The 21,653-nt window shown below is 64.9% G+C and carries 19 protein-coding genes; 6 read left to right on the top strand and 13 right to left on the bottom strand.

Features of this window, described 5'->3' with window-relative positions:
• Window positions 1–285: 285 nt before the first annotated feature.
• A complete protein-coding gene (locus tag ACWFUC_RS03450) occupies window positions 286–696 on the bottom strand; it encodes a hypothetical protein (RefSeq protein WP_034331714.1) in 411 nt (136 codons plus the stop codon).
• A 188-nt stretch (window positions 697–884) separates the two neighbouring features.
• On the opposite strand from ACWFUC_RS03450, the gene ACWFUC_RS03445 reads away from it, so the two are divergent.
• Entirely contained in the window at window positions 885–1,772 is an 888-nt protein-coding gene (locus ACWFUC_RS03445) for a LysR family transcriptional regulator (protein WP_121041079.1), read from the top strand.
• Between the two features lie 186 nt (window positions 1,773–1,958).
• Here the strand turns inward: ACWFUC_RS03445 and ACWFUC_RS03440 are convergent, their stop codons facing one another.
• The 7 genes from ACWFUC_RS03440 to ACWFUC_RS03410 all read right to left on the bottom strand — a co-directional run bounded on the left by ACWFUC_RS03440 (window position 1,959) and on the right by ACWFUC_RS03410 (window position 9,394).
• Entirely contained in the window at window positions 1,959–2,969 is a 1,011-nt protein-coding gene (locus ACWFUC_RS03440) for an SIS domain-containing protein (protein ID WP_489625591.1), read from the bottom strand.
• The gene (gene nagA, locus ACWFUC_RS03435) at window positions 2,962–4,089 is read right to left on the bottom strand and encodes an N-acetylglucosamine-6-phosphate deacetylase (protein WP_489624107.1); all 1,128 of its coding nucleotides are present in this window, start codon (window positions 4,087–4,089) and stop codon (window positions 2,962–2,964) included. Before nagA ends, ACWFUC_RS03440 begins: the two co-directional genes overlap by 8 nt.
• Window positions 4,086–5,003, bottom strand: coding sequence for a glucosamine kinase nucleotide-binding domain-containing protein (locus tag ACWFUC_RS03430; RefSeq protein ID WP_489624106.1), 918 nt, complete (start codon window positions 5,001–5,003; stop codon window positions 4,086–4,088). The genes nagA and ACWFUC_RS03430 overlap by 4 nt, the downstream gene beginning before the upstream one ends.
• A gap of 3 nt (window positions 5,004–5,006) precedes the next feature.
• A complete protein-coding gene (locus tag ACWFUC_RS03425; RefSeq protein ID WP_134134118.1) occupies window positions 5,007–6,140 on the bottom strand; it encodes an ABC transporter ATP-binding protein in 1,134 nt (377 codons plus the stop codon).
• A gap of 15 nt (window positions 6,141–6,155) precedes the next feature.
• Window positions 6,156–7,010: a carbohydrate ABC transporter permease gene (locus ACWFUC_RS03420; RefSeq protein ID WP_121041374.1), complete on the bottom strand. Its 855-nt coding sequence runs from the start codon at window positions 7,008–7,010 to the stop codon at window positions 6,156–6,158.
• 73 nt (window positions 7,011–7,083) lie between these two features.
• Window positions 7,084–7,998, bottom strand: coding sequence for a carbohydrate ABC transporter permease (locus tag ACWFUC_RS03415; RefSeq protein ID WP_134134117.1), 915 nt, complete (start codon window positions 7,996–7,998; stop codon window positions 7,084–7,086).
• Window positions 7,999–8,086: 88 nt separating this feature from the next.
• Window positions 8,087–9,394 (bottom strand): ABC transporter substrate-binding protein, encoded by a 1,308-nt coding sequence (locus tag ACWFUC_RS03410; RefSeq protein ID WP_204726843.1) that lies wholly within the window; start codon window positions 9,392–9,394, stop codon window positions 8,087–8,089.
• A 414-nt stretch (window positions 9,395–9,808) separates the two neighbouring features.
• On the opposite strand from ACWFUC_RS03410, the gene ACWFUC_RS03405 reads away from it, so the two are divergent.
• The 4 genes from ACWFUC_RS03405 (at window position 9,809) to mgrA (ending at window position 14,627) form a co-directional block, all read left to right on the top strand.
• On the top strand, window positions 9,809–11,146 hold the full coding sequence (locus ACWFUC_RS03405; protein WP_288069796.1) for an ABC transporter substrate-binding protein: 1,338 nt from the start codon (window positions 9,809–9,811) through the stop codon (window positions 11,144–11,146).
• 24 nt (window positions 11,147–11,170) lie between these two features.
• On the top strand, window positions 11,171–11,884 hold the full coding sequence (locus ACWFUC_RS03400) for a response regulator (protein ID WP_034331706.1): 714 nt from the start codon (window positions 11,171–11,173) through the stop codon (window positions 11,882–11,884).
• Window positions 11,868–13,418 (top strand): ATP-binding protein, encoded by a 1,551-nt coding sequence (locus tag ACWFUC_RS03395; protein WP_121041067.1) that lies wholly within the window; start codon window positions 11,868–11,870, stop codon window positions 13,416–13,418. Before ACWFUC_RS03400 ends, ACWFUC_RS03395 begins: the two co-directional genes overlap by 17 nt.
• Before the next feature lie 174 nt (window positions 13,419–13,592).
• Window positions 13,593–14,627, top strand: coding sequence for an L-glyceraldehyde 3-phosphate reductase (gene mgrA / locus ACWFUC_RS03390; protein WP_209533971.1), 1,035 nt, complete (start codon window positions 13,593–13,595; stop codon window positions 14,625–14,627).
• 59 nt (window positions 14,628–14,686) lie between these two features.
• On the opposite strand, the gene ACWFUC_RS03385 is transcribed toward mgrA, so the two are convergent.
• The 5 genes from ACWFUC_RS03385 to ACWFUC_RS03365 all read right to left on the bottom strand — a co-directional run bounded on the left by ACWFUC_RS03385 (window position 14,687) and on the right by ACWFUC_RS03365 (window position 20,197).
• Window positions 14,687–15,133, bottom strand: a complete 447-nt coding sequence (locus tag ACWFUC_RS03385; protein WP_134223816.1) for a YbaN family protein — start codon at window positions 15,131–15,133, stop codon at window positions 14,687–14,689.
• A 4-nt stretch (window positions 15,134–15,137) separates the two neighbouring features.
• On the bottom strand, window positions 15,138–15,731 hold the full coding sequence (locus ACWFUC_RS03380) for a biliverdin-producing heme oxygenase (RefSeq protein ID WP_375163931.1): 594 nt from the start codon (window positions 15,729–15,731) through the stop codon (window positions 15,138–15,140).
• A 240-nt stretch (window positions 15,732–15,971) separates the two neighbouring features.
• The gene (locus ACWFUC_RS03375) at window positions 15,972–17,768 is read right to left on the bottom strand and encodes a methyl-accepting chemotaxis protein (protein WP_121041061.1); all 1,797 of its coding nucleotides are present in this window, start codon (window positions 17,766–17,768) and stop codon (window positions 15,972–15,974) included.
• Window positions 17,769–18,065: 297 nt separating this feature from the next.
• The gene (locus tag ACWFUC_RS03370) at window positions 18,066–18,758 is read right to left on the bottom strand and encodes a GntR family transcriptional regulator (protein ID WP_413458242.1); all 693 of its coding nucleotides are present in this window, start codon (window positions 18,756–18,758) and stop codon (window positions 18,066–18,068) included.
• Window positions 18,759–18,865: 107 nt separating this feature from the next.
• Window positions 18,866–20,197 (bottom strand): C4-dicarboxylate transporter DctA, encoded by a 1,332-nt coding sequence (locus ACWFUC_RS03365; RefSeq protein WP_489624104.1) that lies wholly within the window; start codon window positions 20,195–20,197, stop codon window positions 18,866–18,868.
• Window positions 20,198–20,364: 167 nt separating this feature from the next.
• Here ACWFUC_RS03365 and ACWFUC_RS03360 point away from each other — a divergent pair, with 167 nt between their 5' ends.
• Complete coding sequence (locus ACWFUC_RS03360) at window positions 20,365–21,618, top strand: allantoate amidohydrolase (protein WP_489624103.1); 1,254 nt, start codon at window positions 20,365–20,367, stop codon at window positions 21,616–21,618.
• Window positions 21,619–21,653 lie beyond the last annotated feature (35 nt).

Below are 21,653 nucleotides of genomic sequence, written 5' to 3'. Positions count from 1 at the left end.
CGCAGTTGACTGCAGAATTGTGATGGGATGTAACAGCGCAGGCCATGCCAGGCCATCTCGCATTGTTAGGTTTCGAGCACGGCCATGGAGAAAGGTTCGACTTCGTTCTCCTTCACGCGGAAAGATCGCGCCGTACGGGAAACTGACAAAGCACTGACTGGAAAGGCGCACCAGAAGCGGGCGTTGGAGAGATGGTCTTGTCAGCGTTTTGCAAGGTCAATGCAAAAAAGGCAGACCATGAAGGTCTGCCAACAGGAGAGATGCAGCAAGGAAAAACTAATATTTTCAGCGGCACTCGCTCATGTACCGCGATTCGATGCGGGCGCGTTCGCCATACTCGATGTTGCCCGGTCCGTTCATGGTGAAGCGGCCATCGCGCCAGGTGCCCGGCACGGGGGCGCGTTGCACGTTGCTCGGGTCGCCGGTGCGCGCGCGCTCCGCTTGCATGCGCAGGCTGCGGCAGGAAGGAGATTCGCTGTTGGAGGCCAGTTGCATGGTGTTGCCGCTGTCATTCACGCTGCCGGTCCGGGGGGCCAGTGCCGTGCGCACCATGGCGCGATGCGGAGACAGGGCCTGGTCCAGTTCACTGGCCGAGGCGGCATAGGCGCTCTGGCTGAACGCCGACGCGAAGACGGCCAGGGTGCCGATGGTGGCGATGCTGCACAGGGCGGAAAGGGTGCGGAAAGAAATGCGCATGATGAGCTCCTCGTTCAGTGATCAGGATGGAAAGCGGCTTGGCATGGACGTAGTCTGCCGGTCCCTGGTTGACGCTGTATGTCATTTCTTCCCGTGCAGATTACAACTGAAACATGGCCGGATGAGCAGTTTTCAGACATGACTTAAAATGATGCATTCCTCCTCAACCATGAGTTCCATTCATCATCATGCTGGACCGCATCCACCTCTCCATCGTGCAGGAAGTCGAGCGCCAGGGTTCGCTGACGGCGGCGGCCGGCGTGCTGCACGTCACGCAATCCGCACTCAGCCACAGCATGAAGAAGCTGGAGCAGCAGCTCGGCACCGACATCTGGCTGCGTGAAGGCCGCCACCTGCGTCTGACGCAAGCCGGTCAATACCTGCTGGCCGTCGCCAACCGCGTGCTGCCGCAACTGAACCTGGCCGAAGAAAGATTGCGCCAGTTCGCCCAGGGCGAGCGCGGCGCGCTGCGCATCGGCATGGAATGTCACCCCTGTTACCAATGGCTGCTGAAAGTGGTGTCGCCTTATCTGGCTGCCTGGCCGGACGTGGATGTGGACGTGAAGCAGAAATTCCAGTTCGGCGGCATCGGTGCGCTGTTCGGTTACGAGATCGACCTGCTGGTCACGCCCGATCCGCTGGACAAGCCCGGCCTGGTCTTCGAGCCGGTGTTCGATTACGAACAGGTACTGGTGGTGGCGGCCGACCATCCGCTGGCCGGCGCCGATTACGTCAAGCCCAAACAATTGAACAACGAGGTGCTGGTGACCTATCCGGTGCCGGTGGACCGGCTCGACATCTACACCCAGTTCCTGACCCCGGCCGGCATCGTGCCGCGCAGGCACAAGACCATCGAGACCACCGACATCATGCTGCAGATGGTGGCCAGCGGGCGCGGCGTGGCGGCCCTGCCGCGCTGGCTGGTGCTGGAATATGCCGAACAGATGGCGATCGTGCCGGTGCGCCTGGGCAAGCAGGGCATCGCCAAGCACATCTACCTGGGCGCACGGGAAAGCGATGTGGAGATCGATTACCTGCGCGCCTTCATCGAGGAGGCGCGGCAGGCACAGGCATGAGCGTCAGGTGGCTCACCTACCGTTCGGACTGAGTAGCTGCGCAGCAGCGTATCGAAGTCTGTCTTGAACTTGCCGAAGGGGTGTGCCTGCGTGCAAAGGCCGGAGCACCTTCGATACGGCCCTTGCGGGCCTACTCAGGCCGAACGGGAGTCAGGGCGCTTGATCGGGACATGACCCGGTTTGCAGTTAGTTCGTTTTTGTGACTTTGTTGAGATGCCGTGGCCGGTCGGCATCCATCCCGCGTGCGGCCGACAATTGCGCCGCCATCACATAGAAGGCCTGGATCGCCACGATGGGATCGAGGTCCGGCGTGGCGGCCACCGGCAAGGTGAGGTCGCGCTCGATCACATCCTCGGGGGCCGCCAGCAAGACCCTGGCCCCGCGTGCGCGCATCTCGGCGGCCAGCGCCAGCATGCCGGCCTGCGAGGGGCCGCGTGTGGCAAACATCAGCAGCGGATAGCCGTCTTCGATCAGGGCCATCGGCCCGTGCTTGATTTCCGCGCCGCTGAAAGCCTCGGCCTGGATGGCGCAGGTCTCCTTGCACTTGAGCGCCGCCTCCAGCGCCAGCGGGAAGCCGATACCGCGCCCCACGATCATGAGCCGATTGGCCGGGACCAAAGCCTCGACCGCCGCTGACCAGTCGCATTCACAAGCCGCCCGCAAGGCCTGCGGCAACTGCCCCAACGCATCCAGCAACGCCGCATCATCCTGCCAATGCGCCGTCAGCAATGCCCCGGCTACCAGACTGGCGATGAAGCTCTTGGTGGCCGCCACGCTGGCCTCCACGCCCGCATGCAGCGGCAGGCTCCACTGCGCTGCCGCCGCCAGTGGCGAATCGGCCTGGTTGACCAGCGCCACCGTGCTCGCTCCCTGCGCGTCGAAATAGCGGATCGGTTCCACCACATCCGGACTCTGCCCGGATTGCGAGATGGCGATGGCCAGCGCATCGCGCACCTGCAGTGGGGCCCGGTTCAGCGTCACCAGCGACATCGGCAGCGACGCCACGATGCGGCCCAGGCGCGCCATGATGAGATAGGCACAATAGGCGGCCGCATGGTCGGAGCTGCCGCGCGCCACCGTGACGATGGACGCCGGTGGCGCAGCGCGCAGTTGCGCGCCCAGTGCGGCATAGCGCTCCTGGTCGCGGGTCAGCTGCACGGCCACGTAATCGGCCGCAGAGCGGGCTTCCTTAAGCATCAGCGAGGTCAATCTCTTCTCCTTCCACATAGACAGCCTTGAGGGCAAATTGCCGGTCCAGCACCACCACGTCGGCGTAGTGGCCGGTGGCCAGGCGGCCACGGTCAGCCAGGCCCAGGTAATCGGCGGCATAGGTCGAGGTGCGCAGCGAGGCTTCGGCCACGTCCATGCCCAGCGCAATGAGGTTGCGCAGCGCCTGGTCCATGGTCAGCACGCTGCCGGCCAAAGTGCCATCGTCGAGCCGCACTCCGCCCGCGCACTTGTGTACCACTTGCCTGCCCAGTGCATAGTCGCCATCAGGCATGCCGGCTGCCGCCGTGGAATCGGTCACGCAGAACAGGCGCGGGATGGAACGTAGCGCCGCACGGATGGCACCGGGATGCACGTGCAGGAGGTCCGGAATCAGTTCGGCATACTGCGCATGGGCCAGCGCCGCACCGACCATGCCGGGCGCGCGATGATGAAAGCCGCTCATGGCATTGAACAGGTGCGTGAAGCCCGAGGCCCCATGCGCCAGCGCGGCCACGCCATCGTCATAGCTGCCGGCGGTGTGGCCGATCTGCACCTTCATGCCGCGATGGGCCAGCTTGCAGACCAGCTTCAGGTGGCCGTCCACTTCCGGGGCGATGGTGATGAGCTTGATCGGGGCCAGACCGTCCAGATAATCCACCTGCTCAAGCGACGCCGCGATGGCGAAGTCGGGCTGCGCGCCCAGCTTGCCGGGATTGATGTAGGGCCCTTCCAGATGCACGCCCAACACGCGCGCATGGCCGGGCAAGCGCGCGTCGGTGGCGCTGCGGATGGCCTTCAACGCCACTTCCAGTTCCTCCAGCGGCGCGGTCATGGTGGTGGCCAGCAGACTCGTGGTGCCGTGACGTGCATGCAGGCGCGAGAGCACCTGCACCGCGTCGCCCCCTTCCATCACGTCGCGCCCGCCGCCGCCATGCACGTGCAGGTCGATGAAGCCGGGCAGGATGTAGTCGCCTTCATCGATGACGCGCGGCTGCTGCCGCAGCGGGCGGCCGTCGATGGAGCGGATGCGCTGGTCGAAGACCATGCTGCCATGGGTCCAGCCGTGGGGCGTGAGCACGTTGCCGTGCAATTGGGTCAGTGCATTCATGCCGGGGTCTCCTTGGGTTGCAGGGCGCGCCGCACCAGCAGCAGGGCTCCGTCCACCGCATCGGCTTGCGGCGGGACGATGCGCGCCTGCTGGCGGCGTTCCAGGTAGGGCTGCAAGGCAGCGGCCAGTCCGCCGCACAGCGCCAGCGGCAGGCATTGTGCGGGGTCGAGGGTATCGATCATGCGGCTGATCTCGGCGGCCGCCGCCTGCAGGATGCTGCGGGCGGCCACATCGTCATGGGCATGGGCCACCACCGGCCGCGCTGCACGGGCGAAGGCGGCCTGGTCCGCTTGTGCCAGCCAGTCCAGCAGGGTGGCGCGTTCGTCGCGTGCCGTGTCGGCGGGCAGTTCCTTGCGGCACAGGTCCAGCACGGCGTCGGCCAGCGGCCCGCGATGGCTGCGCCCATCCAGCGCCAGCTGGGCGTGATGCAGGGCGCGCAGGCCCATCCAGCCGCCGCTGCCATCGTCGCCGCTGGGAAAGCCCCAGCCATCGACCACGCGGCGGCTGCCATCCAGATCCAGCGACAGACCGATGGTGCCGGTGCCGACCGCGATGATGGCACCGGGCGCGCCGCCATGCGCACCGAGCAAGGTGGCCACGCCATCGTTGACGATCTCCAGCACGCCGAAGGCCGGTGCCTGTGCCCGAAAGTCGGCCGACCACTGCGCCACGTTCTCGCCTGCGATGCCGATGCCGACGGCGAGAGTCTCATCGGCGGGACGCCGGAGTCCGGCACTGGCAAAGGCATCCTCGATGGTCTGGCCGATGACGCGCCACGCCTGCGCGGCGCCGATGCGCAATGCGGAACCCGGGCCGCTGGCCTCGGCCAGCACCTGCCCTTGGGGCGAGGTCAGCCGCACCAGAGTCTTGGTGCCGCCGCCATCGATGCCCACCAGATAGGCGATAGCGTCCATGCGTCAGTCCTCGGCGAGGCGGCGAGCCGCCTGCAGGTTGCCGGGGTTGCGCCGACGCAGCGCCTGCCCTTGCGCATCGAAGAGATGGAAGGCGTGGCTGTGCACGGAGAGCGCGATCAGCTCGCCGATATGCACGCTGCGATTGCCATCGCCGCGCACCACGATGTCGTGGCCGCCTTCCAGCGTCACGTAGAGGAAGTTGGCTTCGCCCAGGTGTTCCACCAGGTTGACCACGCCGCGCAGCGGCTGGCCGTCGCCCAGCCCTTCGCGGATCTGTTCGGCGCGCAGCCCCAGCGTGACGGCTGCACCCGGCGCGACACCCTGCGGATCGACATCGGCCAGCAGCCGCAGTCCACCGGCGATTTCGACCTGTACGCCGCTGTCGTCGCAGCGCGTGACCACGCCGGGGAAGAAATTCATTTTCGGTGAACCGATGAAACCGGCCACGAACAGGTTCTGCGGCTGCTGGTACAGCTCCAGGGGCGTACCGGCCTGCTGGATGCGGCCCTCGTGCATGACCACGATCTTGTCGCCCAGGGTCATGGCCTCGACCTGGTCGTGCGTCACGTAGACGATGGTGGCCGCCAGTTGCCGGTGCAGCTTGGCGATCTCCAGCCGGGTCTGCACGCGCAGCGCCGCATCGAGATTGGACAGCGGTTCGTCGAAGAGGAACAGGCGTGGCTGGCGCACGATGGCGCGGCCGATGGCCACGCGCTGGCGCTGGCCGCCCGAGAGTTCGCGCGGCAGGCGCTGCAGCAGGTGATCGATCTTGAGGATGGAGGCCGCATGCCGGATGCGCGCATCGATGTCGCTCTTGCTGCTGCCGGCGACCTTGAGACCGAAGGCCATGTTCTTGTACACGTTCATGTGCGGATACAGCGCATAGCTCTGGAACACCATGGCGATGCCGCGTTCGGCCGGCGGCAGGTGATTGACCACCTCGCCGCCGATGGCCAGTTCGCCGCCGCTGATCTCTTCCAGCCCGCACAGCATGCGCAGCAGGGTCGATTTGCCGCAACCGGAAGGCCCGACCAGTACGCAGAATTCGCCATCGCGGATATCGAGATTGAGCCCGGCCAGCACATCGGCGCGGCCATCGTAAGTCTTGCGCAATTGCTTGATGTTGACGTGTGCCATGAAGTCTCCTTTGAATTATTTGACCGCGCCTGAGGTGAGGCCACGGATGAGCTGGCGCGAAAAGGCCATGTACAGGATCAGCACCGGGATGACCGCCATCGACAGCGCCGCCAGTACCGAATTCCAGTCGGTGGCGTATTGCCCGATGAACTGCTGCACGCCCAGCGTGACGGTGCGGGTGTCTTCGCCGGGCGCCAGGATGAGCGGGAACCACAGGTCATTCCAGGCCGGGATCATGGTGAACACGGCCACGGTGGCAATGGCCGGACGCAGCAGCGGCAGGATCACCCGGAAGAAAATGCTCAGTTCACCCACGCCATCGCAGCGCGCCGCGTCCTTCAGCTCGCCCGGAATCTGGCGCATGAATTCGGACAGGATCATCACCGCCAGCGGCAACCCTTGCGCGGTGTAGACCAGCACCAGTGCGGTACGCGTATTGATGAGGTCCAGCGCCACCACCAGCTGCAGGATCGAGACCGTGCCCAGCCGGATCGGGATCATGATGCCGATGGCGATGAAGAAATTCAGCGCACGGTTGCCGAAGAAGCGGTACTCGGTCAGCGCCCAGGCCGCCATCGCGCCGAAGAGTACGATCAGCAGCAGGGCGGCCAGTGTCACGGCCAGGCTGTTGCCGAAGTAGAGCAGGAAGTGGGTCCCTGCCAGCACCTTCTGGAAACCGGCGAAGGTCAGCGTCTCGGCAGTGGGCAGGGCCATCGGGCCTTCGAAGATGGCATTGCGGGTCTTGACCGAATTGATGAGGATGAGCGCAATCGGGAACAGCGCGATCACCGCATACAGGCACAGCACCGCATGCACCCAGAGATGGCCGGCGGGGCCGAAGCTGCGTTGAATCAGCGAGGGTTTGCGCATGGTGGTCGGGATAGTTGCAGAAGTGGAAGAAGTGCCGACGGAGGAGGAAAGCTGCATGCCGTTCTCCTTGCCGTCACAGGGCATAGCGCGTCAATCGACGCTGCACCATCACGAAATAGGCCCCCACGCCCGCCAGGATCACCAGGAACATCAGGGTCGCCACGGCCGCGCCCATGGTCGGGCTGCCGATCTGCGCCTGGTAGCCGAAGAAGGTGCGATAGAAGTAGGTGCCCAGCAGGTCGGAGGCGTAGTTGGGGCCGGCCAGCGCGCCCTTGACCGAATAGATCAGGTCGAAGGCATTGAAGTTGGCCACGAAGGTGAGGATGGTCACCAGCCCCAGGGTCGGGTAGATCAGCGGCAGCTTGATCTGCCAGAAGATGCGCAGCCCGCTGGCCCCCTCGGCGTGCGCCGCTTCCAGCACTTCTTCGGGCACCGCCAGCAGGGCGGCGTAGATCAGCATCATGGGAATGCCCACGTACTGCCACACCGAGATCAGCGACAGCGTCAGCAGTGCCGTGGATTCCTGCCCCAGCCAGGGCGCGAACCAGTCGGCCAGGCCGACCAGGCCCAGCAGTTTCTCGCCCACGCCCCACAGCGGCGAGAGGATCAGTTGCCAGATGAAACCGATGATCACCACCGACAGCAGCGTGGGCAGGAAAATCAGCGTGCGGTAGGTGCGCGCACCGCGCAGTCCCTTGAGGCTGAACAGCGAGGCCAGCAACAGGCCGATGGGATTTTGCAGGGCCATGTGGATGCAGAAGAACTTGACGTTGTTCCACATCGCATTCCAGAAGGCGGCCGACCAGTCGGGATCGAACAGGATGGTGCGGTAGTTGTCGAGGCCCACGAAGCTGCGCACGCCTGCATCATTGGCAGTGTAGAAACCGAGGCGCAGGGTATCGAGCAGGGGCAGGGCGCTGAAGAGTGCGTAGATCAGCACGGCGGGTGCAAGCAGCACCGCCAGTTGCCAGGCGCGGATGGTTTTCACGGATGTCTCTCTTCCTGAAGAGGAGGGAGCGGCCCTCTTGGCGGGTCCTTCGCTCCGGGTTGGTGCCTTGCTTGGCCGGACCGTCAGGTCATTGTTGCGGCTTGTACCATTTGGCAAAGCCGGCCTGGATCTTGGCCGCCGCATCCTGCGGACTCATCTTGCCGTTGAGCACCTGGGCATTGACGTTCCACATCTCGTTTTCCATGCTGGGCGTGCCACGGTTGAGGATCTGCGAATTGACGCGGATGGTGGAGGCGCAGTTCTTGCGCCAACCCATCATCTGCTTGGCAATCGGATCCTTCACCGAGATCAGGTGGTTCGACAGCGAGAAGAAACCGGTGACCTTGTTGGTGTAGAGATCGGCAAACTCCTGCGATCCCAGCCAGGCCAGGAACTTGTAGGCGTCATCCTTGTTCTTGGACTTCTTGTTGATGCCCATGCCGATGTCGTTGTGGTCCGAGATATAGCAGGCATCGCCGTTCTTGGGGACCGGCGGCGGGAAGGCGGCAAAGTCCATCTTGCCGTTGAAGTAAGCGATGTCCCAGGAACCGGCCGGATAGACCGCGCCCTTGCCGAGGGCGAACATGTTCTGGCTGTCGCTGTAGGTCTGGGCCGATGCGCCCTTGGGCAGGTACTTGCCGAGCTTGGCTTCGTATTCCCAGGCGGCCACGAATTGCGGATCGGTGAACTTGGCCTTGCCGGCGATGAGCGCCTTGCGGCCTTCTTCACCCTTCCAGTAATTGGGGCCGATGCTGGTGAAGAGCACCTGGTGCGATTCCCACTGTTCGGAAGTGCCCATCGCCAGGGGCGCGTACTTGCCGTTGGCCTTGACGGTATCGAGCAGCTTGAAGAATTCTGCCTCCGTCTTGGGCGGCTCCAGGTTCAGTTCCTTGAAGATCTTGGTGTTGTAGAAGAAGCCGTGGATCACCGAGGCCATCGGCATGCAGAAGGTGTCCTTGCCGTCATCGGTCTGCCAGGCGGCCTTGGCGGCAGGCGCGAAGAATTCCATGCCGGGCTTGCCGTCCAGCTTTTCCAGATGGCCCTTGTTGTAGAGCGAGAGCGAGACGTCGAAGGGGCGGCAGGCCACCAGGTCACCGGCGGTGCCACCGGCCATGCGGGCGGCCAGGCTGGAATCGTATTCGGTCGGGGCGGTCGGCGAGAACTTCACGGTAATGCCCGGATTGCTGCGCTGGAAGGCCGGGATCAGCACCTCCTGCCACAGCGGCAGGTCATCCACGCGCCAGCTTTCGATGGTCAGCGTGCCTGCCTGGCTGGGCGCGGCGGCCAGCCCTGTCAGGCCGAAGGCCAGGGCACAGGCGGCCAGCAGGCGACGGCGCGGCAATGCCGGGAGGGAAGGGATGAGGGAAAAACGACCAGCCTTTTGTTCGGTCTGCATCTTGGGTCTCCTTGGTTTTTGTGGGGATCGCAGCAGCCCTGCGCCACGAAACGCCGTGACAGTAGCAGCGGCCCGCATGTGATGCGAGCCTGGGCAGCGGCTGGCCGGAGAGTGCCGCAAGTGTTTGATTCAAAAAGAAATTAAGTCGATTCGCCGCACCTTGCGCATTACATATCCTTACAGGCCCTGCAGCATGGCGCGGGCGGGTTCACCGAGGCGGCAAGGGGGCAAGGTGGCGCAGCATCTGATCGCGCCTGTGGATAAGATAAGCAGAACCAGTCTTACATTTATTAACAAGAGCTAAACCGAGTTCATCGTTTTCAAGATGCGTGCGGTGGCGGCTCACTGCTGCACAAATTGCACAATGGCAGTCACCCGGCTATAGTCTCTTCCGGTTTGGAGACAGCACCCCCCATGATAAAAACGAAACGGCCCGCGAATGCACGCGTCGGCCCGGCCCGCTTCGGGCTGGCCGTGCTGTGCCTGCTCGCGCTGGCGCTGGGGCTGGCTGCCTTGCCCGCCCATGCGCAGGTGCCTGCAGCGGGGCCGTCCCCGGCCACCGGCAATGCCCTGCAGGTGCTGCACTGGTGGACCTCGGCCAGCGAGCGCCAGGCCATCAACGTGGTGGTCAATCAACTGGCCAAACAGGATATCCAGTGGCGCGACGTGGCCATCCCCGGCGGCGCCGGCATGGGCGCCGCCAAGGTATTGAAGAGCATGGTGCTGGCCAATCGTGCCCCGGAAGTGACACAGTTGAATGGCGTGGTCTTCGGCGAGTGGGCCGACCTCGGCCTCTTGCTCGAGCTGGACAATGTGGCCGTGCAGGGCAACTGGGAAAAGCAGATGTTCCCTACCGTCTGGTCCCTGCTCAACAACCACGGCCACGTGGTGGCCGCGCCGCTGGGCATCCACCGCATCAACTCGCTGTTCTACAACACGGCCATCTTCAAGCGCTACAACCTCGCGCCGCCCAAGACCTGGGACGACTTCGACCAGATCGTCAGGAAGCTGCAGGGCACCGGCATCGTGCCGCTGGCGCAGAGTGCCGAGGCCTGGCAACTGGCCACGCTGTTCGAGAACATCGCGCTGGCCGAGAGCGGTCCCGCCTATTACCGCCGCCTGTTCGTGGAGATGAGCCCGGCCGCCTATCTCGATGCGCGCATGCTGCATATCCTCAAGCGGCTGCGCAGCCTGGCCTCTGCCATGCCGCAGCCGGTGCGCGAGCGGCCCTGGACGGAAGTGGCGCGCAGCATGGTCAGCGGCGAGGCCGCCATGCTCATCATGGGGGACTGGGCCAAGGGCGAGCTCAATGCCTGGGGCATGGAAGTGGACCAGCAGTTCGGCTGTGCACCGGCGCCGGGCACGGGCGACTTCCACCTCTACAGTACCGACACCCTGGCCATGTTCGCCGGCAACTATGCGCACCAGCCCATGCAGGAAACGCTGGCGCGGCTGACCATGTCGCCGGCCGTGCAGTCCGAATACAATAGGATCAAGGGTTCGATTCCCGTGCTGCGCGCGGCCGATCCGCACATGGACCGCTGTGCGCGCGACTCCTGGCGCGCCTTCAGCAAGGGCCCGGCCTGGCAGGCGCCCAGCCTGGTGCACCGCATGGCCACCGACGATACGACCAAGGACGCCATCGTGGCCGAGGTGCAGCGCTTCTTCCTCGACCGCAACCTGAGCGAAGAACAGACCCAGAAACGGCTGGCAGCGATTGCGCGTACACTCGCCCGCAATCGTAACGATTAAGAATTTCGGAGATGGAGCAGCAACATGACGCGCAAGATATTGATCGTCGACGATGACCAGAAGACCCGCACCCTGTTGAAGGCCTATCTGGAAAAGAACCAGTACGAAGTACGCCTGGCCCATGATGGCGCAGCCTTCCTGACCGAGTTCCAGCGCTTTGCCGATGAGCTCTCGCTGGTGATCCTGGACGTGATGCTGCCGGACACCGACGGTTTTGCCCTGTGCAAGGCGGTGCGCCGCAAATCCAACGTGCCGGTCATCATGCTTACCGCGAGTTCCGACGAGACCGACCGCGTGGTCGGACTGGAACTGGGTGCGGACGACTACATCGCCAAGCCCTACAGCCCGCGCGAACTGCTGGCGCGCATCAAGGCCATCCACCGCCGCATCGGCATCGACAACAGTGCGGCGCCACGCTACTACCGCTTCGCCGGCTTCTCGCTTGACACGGTCGAACGCACCCTCACCGACAGCGCCGGCGAAGTCGTGCCGCTGACCGGCATGGATTATCAATTGCTGAAGTATTTCGTCGAACATCCGGGCGACGTGCTCGATCGCAACGTGCTCTGTGAAGAAACCCGCGGACGCGATGCCGGTCCGCTGGACCGCTCGCTGGATGTGCAGATCAGCAAGCTGCGCCTGCGCTTGAACGATGGCGGCCGCCAGCCGCACCTGATCAAGACCGTGCGCGGTGCCGGCTATGTCTTCTCGGCCGACGTCAGTGCCGCAGCCGCCTGAGAGCCTGGCGGCGGAGACGGCAGCGCTGGCTGTCCCCGCTGCCGCCGCGCGTCCCCCCAGCCTGCGCCGTCGCCTGGCTGCGCTGCTGGACTGGATGCTGCCGGATTCGCTGCTGGGCCGCCTGTCGGTGGTGATGATCTTTGGTGTGCTGGTGACGCAGGTGGCCGGTGGCCTGATCTGGGCCGTGCAGCTGCGCAGCAAGTCCGAGGCCGAGACCCGCACCGCCGCCCAGCACCTGGCCCACAGCGCCGCTTCGGCGATCCGCTACTTCATGACCCTGCCGCCCAACTATCGCCCGCTGATGATCCAGCAGCTGCGCGAGATGGGTGGCACGCGCTTCTTCATCAATGCCAACAGCAGCGCGGTACCGGTCAAATCGATCGGCGACAGCCGCCTGGCCAAGCTGGCCATCGATGTCGCCGCCCAGACCCTGCGCGAAGACCTGCCCTTCCTGCCGGAAGCGCGGCTGGCCTTCGCCTGGCCGGATGGCCTGCCGGTGGCCAGCGATGGCCTCACCGTCAACGACCTGCCCGACAACTGGGTGCAGCACATCCTGCTGACCAAGCCCAACTCGGCCCCGGTGCTGGTGATCCAGATGCAGGTGGAAAGCGGCCGCTGGATCTACCTGGCCGCGCTCATGCCCAACCCGTATTTCCTCGACAGCGACAATCCGCTGTGGCTGGACCGCCTGGTGCTGCAGGGTTTGTCATTGGCGGCGATCCTGCTGCTGACCATCCTCGTGGTGCGCTGGACCACCCGTCCGCTGGCCGCGCTGGCCGATGCCGCCGAAGCCTTCGGCAAGGGCGAGACCGTACCCAGCCTGCCCGAGACCGGCAGCCGCGAATACGTCAAGACTGCGCGCGCTTTCTCCGGCATGCGCGAGCGCATCAAGCGCTATCTGGAAGATCGTGAGCGCCTGTTCGTCTCCATCTCGCATGACCTGCGCACGCCCATCACACGCCTCAAGCTGCGCACCGAACTGATGGATGACGACGCCATGCGCACCGATTTCCATGATGATCTCGATGAGCTGGACATGATGGTCAAGGGCGCGCTGCAATCGGTGAAGGACAGCGACATCCACGAGAACCGCACCGAGGTACGCCTCGATGCGCTGGTGCTGCGCATGATCCGCGATGCCCGCCTGGCTGGCCACGAGATCGCCTTCACGCCCTCCGGCATCAACGTCATGGCCAAGCCGCTGGCACTGAAGCGCGCCATCGGCAACCTGTTCGACAATGCCCTGTATTACGGCCAGAAGGTCGAGATCAGCATCCGGCCCTCGGCCGGTGTCGGTGGCGACCTGGTGGAAATCGAGATCCGCGACCACGGCCCCGGCGTGCCGGAAGATGCCATGGGTACGCTGTTCCAGCCCTACGTGCGGCTGGAACACGGACGCGCGCAGAACAGCGGCGGCATGGGCCTGGGTCTGGGCATCTCGCGCAACATCGTGCAGGCCCATGGTGGCGAACTGCTCTTGCGCAACCATCCGGAGGGCGGCCTGATCGCCACCATCATCCTGCCGGCGCGCTGACGATCCGTCGGGAACGGGCCTGGCGATTCATCTGTCAGACAGATCAATCGCATCAAAATTTTGCATTTAATGAATAAGTGAGAGAAGCGTAGACTTCAGCACACCACCCAGGAAGTGGCAGTTCAGGCAGTTCCCCCTCGATTCTTCCCGCAGAACATTTCTCCAAGGAGACCCATGAGCTATATCGCCGAATCCTCCCGCTACGATGGCCGCATGCCCTACCGCCGTACCGGCCGCAGCGGCCTGCTGCTGCCTGCCGTCTCGCTGGGCCTGTGGCAGAACTTCGGTGGCGTCGACAACTTCGAAACCGGCCGCGCCGTGTTGCGCCGCGCCTTCGACCGTGGCGTCACCCACTTCGATCTGGCCAACAACTACGGTCCCCCGGCCGGTTCCGCCGAGGAAAACTTCGGCCGCTGGATGGCCAAGGATTTCCTGCCCTACCGTGATGAGCTGGTCATCTCCAGCAAGGCCGGCTGGCAGATGTGGCCCGGTCCTTACGGCGGTCCCAGCGGTGCGCGCAAGCACCTCATCGCCAGCTGCGAACAGAGCTTGAAGCGCATGGGCCTGGACTACGTCGACATCTTCTATTCGCACCGCGTCGATGCCGACACGCCGCTGGAAGAGACCATGGGCGCGCTGGCGCAGCTGCATCGCCAGGGCAAGGCGCTCTACGTGGGCATCTCGTCCTATTCGCCCGAGCTGACCCGCAAGGCAGCGGCCATCCTCAAGAGCGAAGGCGTGCCGCTGCTGATCCACCAGCCCAACTATTCCATGCTCAACCGCACGATTGAAAGCGGCCTGCTGCCGGCGCTGGAAGAACTGGGCGTGGGCTGCATCGGCTTCTCGCCGCTGGCGCAAGGCCTGCTGACCAGCAAGTACCTGGGCGGCGTGCCGGAAGGCGCCCGCGTGACGCGTGCGCCGTCGCTGCCGCAGCGCATGCTGTCGGAGGACAACCTGGCGCGCATCCGTGCCCTGAACGACATCGCCGCCAAGCGCGGCCAGACCCTGGCGCAGATGGCCATCGCCTGGGTGCTGCGCGATGCGCGCGTCACGTCTGCACTGATCGGTGCGCGCACCGTCGAGCAGCTCGACGATTCGCTGGATGCGGTCAAGAAGCTGGACTTCACGCAGGAGGAACTGGCCAGCATCGACAAGCATGCGACTGATGGCGATGTGGATCTGTGGAAGGTGTCGTCGTCGATCACGTGACGCCGATTGGCACGTGCATCAACGAAGAGCCTGTCCCGTTTGCGCGGGACAGGCTTTTTTCATGAGCGCTCGCCGGGCTCGGCGTCTTCCGCGCGTTCCGGGCGCGACCACATCCAGGCCGCACCCAGGGCCATGCCCAGCGTGGCCAGCACGATCACCCAATGACGCTTGACGGTGAAGAGCATGATGACCAGGCACAGGCTCATCATGAGGGAAGCGCTGATCTTGGCGCGCCGCGCCACCACGCGGCCGTGGCGCCAGTTGTGGATCATCGGGCCGAACAGGCGATGCTGTTCCAGCCAGCGCTGCAGGCGCGGTGAACCCTTGCCGGCGGCCCAGGCGGAGAGCAGCACGAATTCGGTGGTCGGAATGCCGGGTATGAAGATGGCCACGATGCCGACACCGAGGCTGGCATAGGCCAGCAGCAGCCACAGCCAGCGCGTGCGGCGCGGGGCCAGCTGGCTGGAGGGCAGCGGCAGGGGCGGTTGGGACGGACTGTCCGCCATGGCCTCAGTCCAGCGCGAAGTGCCGTTTCAACAGCACGCCAAAACGTTCGAAGGCCGCAGCGGCACCGGCCACCACCGCATCCTGTTCCTGCGCCGAGAGGCCGGGCGCATCGAGGAAACTGACGAAGCGGCGCCAGACCACCGCCCGTCCTTCCGGGTAGGCCGCCAGGTTGCGCGCGCCAAAGCTTTCGCTCAGGCCCAGCTTGTCCTTGACCTCCTTGAGCAGGAAGGCCGCGCCCAGCGTCGAACCTTCGGAGACGTAGAGCCAGCCCAGGGCTTCAGGCATGGCCACGTTGCCGGTGGCGATGACGGCCTCACCGGGCGCGGCCTCCAGGTCGGCCAGGTCGGCCAGCGCAGCGGCCTCGCGGCCGCGCACCTGCAGGTCAGGTACGGCGGCCTGGATGGCCGGATCGTCGAAGAGATGTTCGACATCGCGCTGGAAGTGATACTGCGCCGCCACGAAGCGCACGTACTGCGCGCGGCTGGCGAAGGGTTGCGCCTGTTCCATCAGGGCATGCATCTGCTCGTGCAGCGTGGCCGTTTCATTCTTGAGACGGGCCGAGAGCAGGGCGGGAGCGGTAGAGAGAGGATTCATCATGGTCGGGACGGGTCATCATGTTGCCGCCCGGGAGATCCGGCGGGCTCATCATGTTGCATGTCGATGGCCCTGGGGCGGCGCGGCTGGCAGACCCGGCCTGCGGGAGGACGGAAGAGGCTGACTGCGTCGGCCATTTTAACGCAAACGGCCGGACCCGCTTGCGCGCGGGGCCGGCCGTGGGGTGTGTCAGCGCTTTCGTCATTCTGACGAGGTCGGCACGTCAGAGTGACGAGACTTGCACTACATCTTGAAGCCGCCGACCAGCACCGACAGCCTGTGCGCCTCATCCTGCAAGGACTTGGCAGCGGCTGCCGCCTGTTCGACCAGCGCTGCATTCTGTTGCGTGCCTTCGTCGATATGCGTGATGGCCAGGTTCACTTCCTGGATGCCGCCATTCTGTTCGCTGCTGGCATGGGCGATTTCGCTGACGATCACGCTGACGTCACGGATGCTGGCCACGATCTGTTCCATGGTCTGCCCGGCCTGGGCCACCAGCACGCCGCCATCGGCCACCTTGGCCACCGAGTTGTCGATGAGCTGCTTGATCTCCTTGGCGGCCTGGGCGCTGCGCTGGGCCAGCGAACGCACTTCGGAAGCCACCACCGCGAAGCCGCGTCCCTGCTCACCGGCGCGGGCCGCTTCCACGGCGGCGTTCAGGGCCAGGATGTTGGTCTGGAAGGCGATGCCGTCGATCACCGTGATGATGTCGGCGATCTGGCGCGAGGAGGCATTGATGGCTTCCATGGTCGAGACCACGTTGCCGACCACTTCACCGCCCTGGGCCGCGATGCGCGAGGCATTGCCGGCCAGTTCGTTGGCGCGGCGCGCGCTTTCCGAGTTCTGCTGCACGGTCGAGGTCAGCTGCTCCATGGCCGAGGCGGTTTCTTCCAGCGCACCGGCCTGCTGCTCGGTACGGGCCGACAGGTCCTGGTTGCCGCTGGCGATCTCGGTGGAAGAAATCTTGACGGTATCGCTGCTGCGGCGCACGTCCTGCAGGATGCCGGTGATCTGGTTGACGAACTGGTTGAAGGAGCGCGAGATCTGCGTCAGTTCATCCTTGCCGTCTTCGTCCAGGCGCAGGGTCAGGTCGCCGTTGCCGGAAGACAGGCTGTCCATGGCCCGGCGCACGCGCGAGAGGCGCTGGAACACCGCCGTGGTGATCACGCTCATGATGCCCGCTGCCACCAGTGCCACCAGCACCAGCGCGATCAGCGCCGAGCGCGTGGCATTGCGCATGCCGGCGGTGACGTCGGCCTTGTCCATGGCCAGCATCAGGGTCCATTCGGTGCCTTTGATGGGGATGCCCTTGATGAGCTTGGCCGCGCCATCCAGTGGCAGCGCGCTGACCTTGTCATCGGCCGCCAGGCTCTGCAGGCGTTCCGGGGTCAGCTCGGCATTCCACTCCTTGGCCGGCTTGTTGACCCACTGGCCATCCGGGTGCGCCAGCATCAGGCCGTCACGGTCCACCAGGAAGGCGTAGCTGGCCGGGGTCGGGTGGATGGCGCGCACCACTTCGGAGACGCCATCGAGGAACATGGCGGCCGCCACCACGCCCACGCGCTGGCCGTTCTGCATCACCGGTGCGGTGAAGGAGACCATCGGCTTCTTGGTGGCGACGTCGGTGTAGGGCTTGGTCAGCACCGGCTTGCCGGCCGCCACCGCCTGCTTGTACCAAGGGCGGGCGGTCGGATCATAGCCGGCCGGCAAGCCTTCGGCAGCCGAGGTGAAGGCGGTCTTGTCCTCGCGGCCGAGGGTGGTGACGTAGAAGCCGCCGCTCTTCTGCAGCAGCTTGATGACGAACACCGGATCGGCCCCCTGCACGCCTTCGGCGGCGGCTACCGTCATGGCGGTGCGGGCCGCCACCCATTCATTGATGGTGGAACCGAAACCGGTGGCCACGGCCTGGGCGTTGCGTTCGATGGCGCGGTCGTTGTCCGTCTGGATGATGAAGAAGGACACCGTCCCGACCACCGCCAGGCTGGCGACCAGCAGGGCGATCGTATAGAACAGGATGCGGGCTTTGATGGAGTTGAGCATGTGGAATCCCTGAAATCATTATTTTGGTGAACCAGGCCCTGTTCAATCGTGACGGACGGCATCCGGACCGGTGCATGAGTGTGGACCCCGCTGCCGTGGTGGTAACCGTGGAATACAGCGGGATTTCACCGTCTGATGCGGGCTTGCCCGAGACTTGGGCGGTTCCGGGCCGATGTGAAGAAAACTTAGTCGGAGTACGGTAAGACCGTCCGCTATCCCTTGCAGCAGGCGGACTGACATGAATGGAAATGAATTTTTACTAAGTTTTTCAACCCCGTTCAGCGCTGGCTGACGAATTCATGACAAGAGTTCGCGCAGCAGATCCTTGCGCGGGCCGGACTTGGGTTCAAAGGCCAGTGCCTGTTCCACATGCAGCAGGTGGTGTTCCATCAGTTCGACGGCCTTCTCGACATCGCCCGCCCGCGCCGCCGCGATGAAGGCGCCATGTTCCTCGCTGGAGCAGGCGGCATCGCGTGTGGACTGGTAGAGCATGGTGATGAGGGCGCTGCGGCCGGCCAGCTTTTCCAGGATGTCGGTCAGGACGTCGTTGCCGACGATGCGCGCCAGCAGGATGTGGAAGTCGCTCAGCAGCGAAGAGCGCACCTGCATGTTGTCATCCTTGACGGCCTGGCGTTCCTGTTCCAAGTGCTCTTCCAGCCGGGCGTAATCCGCTTCGGTGGCGCAGGCCACGAACTGGCGCACCATGGCCGCTTCCAGCGCCCGGCGCACGAAGAACAGGTTGCGCGTCTCCTCCACCGTAGGTTTGCTGACGAAGGCCCCCTTGTCGGGGATCAGGTCCACCAGCTTGTCCTTGGCCAGCATCACCAGCGCCGCGCGGATCTTGGTGCGGCTGACCTGGTAGACCCGCGCCAAGGCTTCTTCGGGCAGCTTGGCACCGGGCGGCAGGCGCTGCGCGGCGATGTTGGCCGCGATGTCGCTGGCGATGGCGTCGGAGCTGTCGGGTGCGGGGGCAGGGGCGGAAGCGGTCATGGCTGGGGGGGACGAGTGGCTGGGAAGGCCGCCCTGCGGCGGCGCTCCATTGTAACCAGTGCAACGATGGCCAGCCAATTCCGCTTCCCCTGCGTCCATCGGCGGGCTCAGGCCCGGGCCGGGTTGCCGGCCACGCCCGGCAGGTCGATGACGGGCAGTTCCTCGGCCAGCGGCGTCACGTATTCGCCATTGAGCACGGCGCGGGCACGTTGCTTGTCGATATCCTTTTCCCAGCTGGCGATGACGACGGTTGCCACGCAATTGCCCAGAAGGTTGCCCAGCGCACGGGCGATGCCGATGAACCAGTCGATGGACAGCACCAGCACCAGGCCCACGACCGGGATGGCCGGGATGGTGGTCAGCGTGGCTGCCAGGATGACGATGGCCGAGCCGGGCACGCCATGTGCGCCCTTGGAGGTCACCAGGGCAATGGCCAGGATCGCCGCCAGGTCACCCCAGGACAGGTGCGTGTTGGTGGCCTGGGCGATGAACAGCGCGGCCATGGTCAGGTAGATCGAGAAGGCATCCAGGTTGAAGGAATAGCCGGTCGGGATCACCAGGCCGACGGTGGACTTCTTGATGCCCATGTGTTCCAGCTTCCTCATGATCTGCGGCAACACGCTGTCCGAGGAGGTGGTGGCCAGCACCACCACCAGCTCTTCGCGCAGGTAGCGGATCAGCTTGAAGATGGACAGCCCGCTGGCGCGCAGGATGCCGCCCAGCACCACCAGCACGAAGAAGATCACCGCGCCGTAGAACAGCAGCACCAGCAGTGCCAGCTGCTTCAGAGAGCCGATGCCGTACTTCCCGACCGTGAAGGCAATCGCCCCCAGCACGCCCAGCGGTGCCAGGCGGATGAAGAAGGACATGCACTTGAAGAAGGCATCCGACAGCGACGACACCAGCGCCACCACCGGTGCGCCCTTGTCACCGATCAGCAGCAGCGCACACCCGAAGGTCATCGAGATCAGCAGCACCTGCAGCACATCGCCGGAGGTGAAGGCGCTCACGGCGGTGGCCGGGATCAGCTTCATGATGAAGTCGGCAAAACCGGTCTCCTTGACCTTGCCGGCATTGGCCATGTAGCCCGACAGGCTGCTGGCATCCAGGTTGCTGGGATCGATGTTCATGCCCGCGCCGGGGTGGACCACCAGCGCCAGCACCAGGCCCAGCAGCAGGGCGATGGTGGTGACGACTTCGAAATAGATGATGGCCTTGACGCCCACGCTGCCGACCTTCTTCAGGTCGCTGGCACCGCAGATGCCTTGCACCACCACGCAGAAGACGATGACCGGAATGATCATCTTGATCAGCTTGATGAAGCCGTCGCCCAGCGGTTTGAGGCTCTGGCCGAAGTCCGGCCACAGCAGGCCGATGACGATGCCGGCCACCAGCGCCAGCACCACCTGCCCGAACAGGGACTTGAATACTTTGCTCACCGTTGTCTCCTTGACTTGTTTTATTGAAATGTTGCCAACGCAGGTGATCTTTTTTGTCGCGGTGGCGCGAGATCACTATATTGCATACAATTTTTGAATACAATAAAAAAACACGAAAATTTTCGAGTCCCGCTCCATCCCGGAGCCGGTCGAGCAGAGGAGACGCGATGAACGCCATGGACCTGTCCAGCCAGCAGGCCGGCCAGCAAGCGATGCAGTGGGCCGAGCTGCTGGCGCAGCACAGTGAAGCCCCCGGCATGCTGACCCGGACCTATCTCACCCCCACGCACCAGGCTGCCGCCGCCGAGCTGACGCGCTGGATGGAGCAATCCGGCCTGCGCGTGCGGCGCGACAACGCCGGCAACGTGATCGGCCGCTACGAGGCCGCGCCCGGACATGAGCATCGCCCGGCGCTGGTGACCGGTTCGCACTTCGATACCGTGCGCAATGCCGGCAAGTACGACGGCAACCTGGGCATCGTGCTGCCGCTGGCCTGCATTGCCCAATGGCATCGTGCGGGCAAGCGTTTTGCGTTTCCCATCGAGGTGATCGGGTTTGCCGAGGAAGAGGGCGTGCGATTCAAGGCCACCCTGCTGGGCAGCCGCACCGTGGCCGGCACCTTCGACCAGGCCGTGCTGGAAAACGTGGATGGCGAGGGCATCCGCATGCGCCAGGCGATCCAGGCTGCCGGACTGGATCCGGCGGGGATTGCAGGGGATGCGTGGTCGCCCGCTTCCGTGGCGGCGTTTGTCGAGGTGCACATCGAACAGGGCCCGCTGTTGCTCAACGAGGGCTTGCCGGTGGGCGTGGTCACCGCGATTTCCGGGGCCAGCCGCTTCATGGCCGAGGTGCGCGGCCTGGCCGGGCATGCCGGCACGGTACCCATGCACCTGCGCCGCGATGCGGCGATGGCAGCAGCCGAGATCGGGCTTTACATCGAACGGCGCTGCGGCATCAAGCCGGGGCTGGTGGGCACCATGGGCATCCTGGAAGTGCTGCAGGGCGCGGCCAATGTGGTGCCGGGGCTGGCCAATTTTTCCATCGACATCCGCGCCGAGGAGGATGCGGACCGTCTGGCGGCGGTGGCCGACGTGCGCGCCGAGATCGAGCGCATCGCCGCGCGGCGCCAGGTCGGGATCGATTTGCGCCAGACCCATGAGGCGGCCAGCGTGCCCTGCGCGCCGCGCCTGCAGGCGGCCTTGGCGCGGGCCATCGAGACGGCCGGCTGGCCGGTGCGCCACCTGCCTTCCGGGGCCGGCCACGATGCCATGGCCATGGCACCGCTGGGCGAGGTGGCCATGCTGTTCGTGCGCTGTGGCAACGGCGGCATCAGCCATCACCCCGACGAGACCATGAGCACCGAGGACGCCTGCATCGCTGCGCAGGTCTTCCGCCATCTGGTCGAACAATTCCAGCCCTGAGCACGCTCAGGCTTTCCAATGAAGGATTACGGAGT

The sequence above is a fragment of the Herbaspirillum sp. Her4 genome, from assembly GCF_057961335.1.
Note: the sequence above shows the minus strand (reverse complement) of the source record. Positions and strands in the feature narration are given on the sequence as shown.

What these genes read in the sequence shown, in the direction of transcription:
- ACWFUC_RS03380 (WP_375163931.1), bottom strand. Translation starts at nt 15,731, where the DNA reads ATGATGAATCCTCTCTCTACCGCTCCCGCCCTGCTCTCGGCCCGTCTC.
- ACWFUC_RS03385 (WP_134223816.1), bottom strand. Translation starts at nt 15,133, where the DNA reads ATGGCGGACAGTCCGTCCCAACCGCCCCTGCCGCTGCCCTCCAGCCAG.
- ACWFUC_RS03450 (WP_034331714.1), bottom strand. Translation starts at nt 696, where the DNA reads ATGCGCATTTCTTTCCGCACCCTTTCCGCCCTGTGCAGCATCGCCACC.
- ACWFUC_RS03405 (WP_288069796.1), top strand. Translation starts at nt 9,809, where the DNA reads ATGATAAAAACGAAACGGCCCGCGAATGCACGCGTCGGCCCGGCCCGC.
- ACWFUC_RS03410 (WP_204726843.1), bottom strand. Translation starts at nt 9,394, where the DNA reads ATGCAGACCGAACAAAAGGCTGGTCGTTTTTCCCTCATCCCTTCCCTC.
- ACWFUC_RS03440 (WP_489625591.1), bottom strand. Translation starts at nt 2,969, where the DNA reads ATGCTTAAGGAAGCCCGCTCTGCGGCCGATTACGTGGCCGTGCAGCTG.
- ACWFUC_RS03420 (WP_121041374.1), bottom strand. Translation starts at nt 7,010, where the DNA reads ATGCGCAAACCCTCGCTGATTCAACGCAGCTTCGGCCCCGCCGGCCAT.
- ACWFUC_RS03430 (WP_489624106.1), bottom strand. Translation starts at nt 5,003, where the DNA reads ATGGACGCTATCGCCTATCTGGTGGGCATCGATGGCGGCGGCACCAAG.
- ACWFUC_RS03400 (WP_034331706.1), top strand. Translation starts at nt 11,171, where the DNA reads ATGACGCGCAAGATATTGATCGTCGACGATGACCAGAAGACCCGCACC.
- ACWFUC_RS03445 (WP_121041079.1), top strand. Translation starts at nt 885, where the DNA reads ATGCTGGACCGCATCCACCTCTCCATCGTGCAGGAAGTCGAGCGCCAG.
- ACWFUC_RS03375 (WP_121041061.1), bottom strand. Translation starts at nt 17,768, where the DNA reads ATGCTCAACTCCATCAAAGCCCGCATCCTGTTCTATACGATCGCCCTG.
- mgrA (WP_209533971.1), top strand. Translation starts at nt 13,593, where the DNA reads ATGAGCTATATCGCCGAATCCTCCCGCTACGATGGCCGCATGCCCTAC.
- nagA (WP_489624107.1), bottom strand. Translation starts at nt 4,089, where the DNA reads ATGAATGCACTGACCCAATTGCACGGCAACGTGCTCACGCCCCACGGC.
- ACWFUC_RS03370 (WP_413458242.1), bottom strand. Translation starts at nt 18,758, where the DNA reads ATGACCGCTTCCGCCCCTGCCCCCGCACCCGACAGCTCCGACGCCATC.
- ACWFUC_RS03425 (WP_134134118.1), bottom strand. Translation starts at nt 6,140, where the DNA reads ATGGCACACGTCAACATCAAGCAATTGCGCAAGACTTACGATGGCCGC.
- ACWFUC_RS03360 (WP_489624103.1), top strand. Translation starts at nt 20,365, where the DNA reads ATGAACGCCATGGACCTGTCCAGCCAGCAGGCCGGCCAGCAAGCGATG.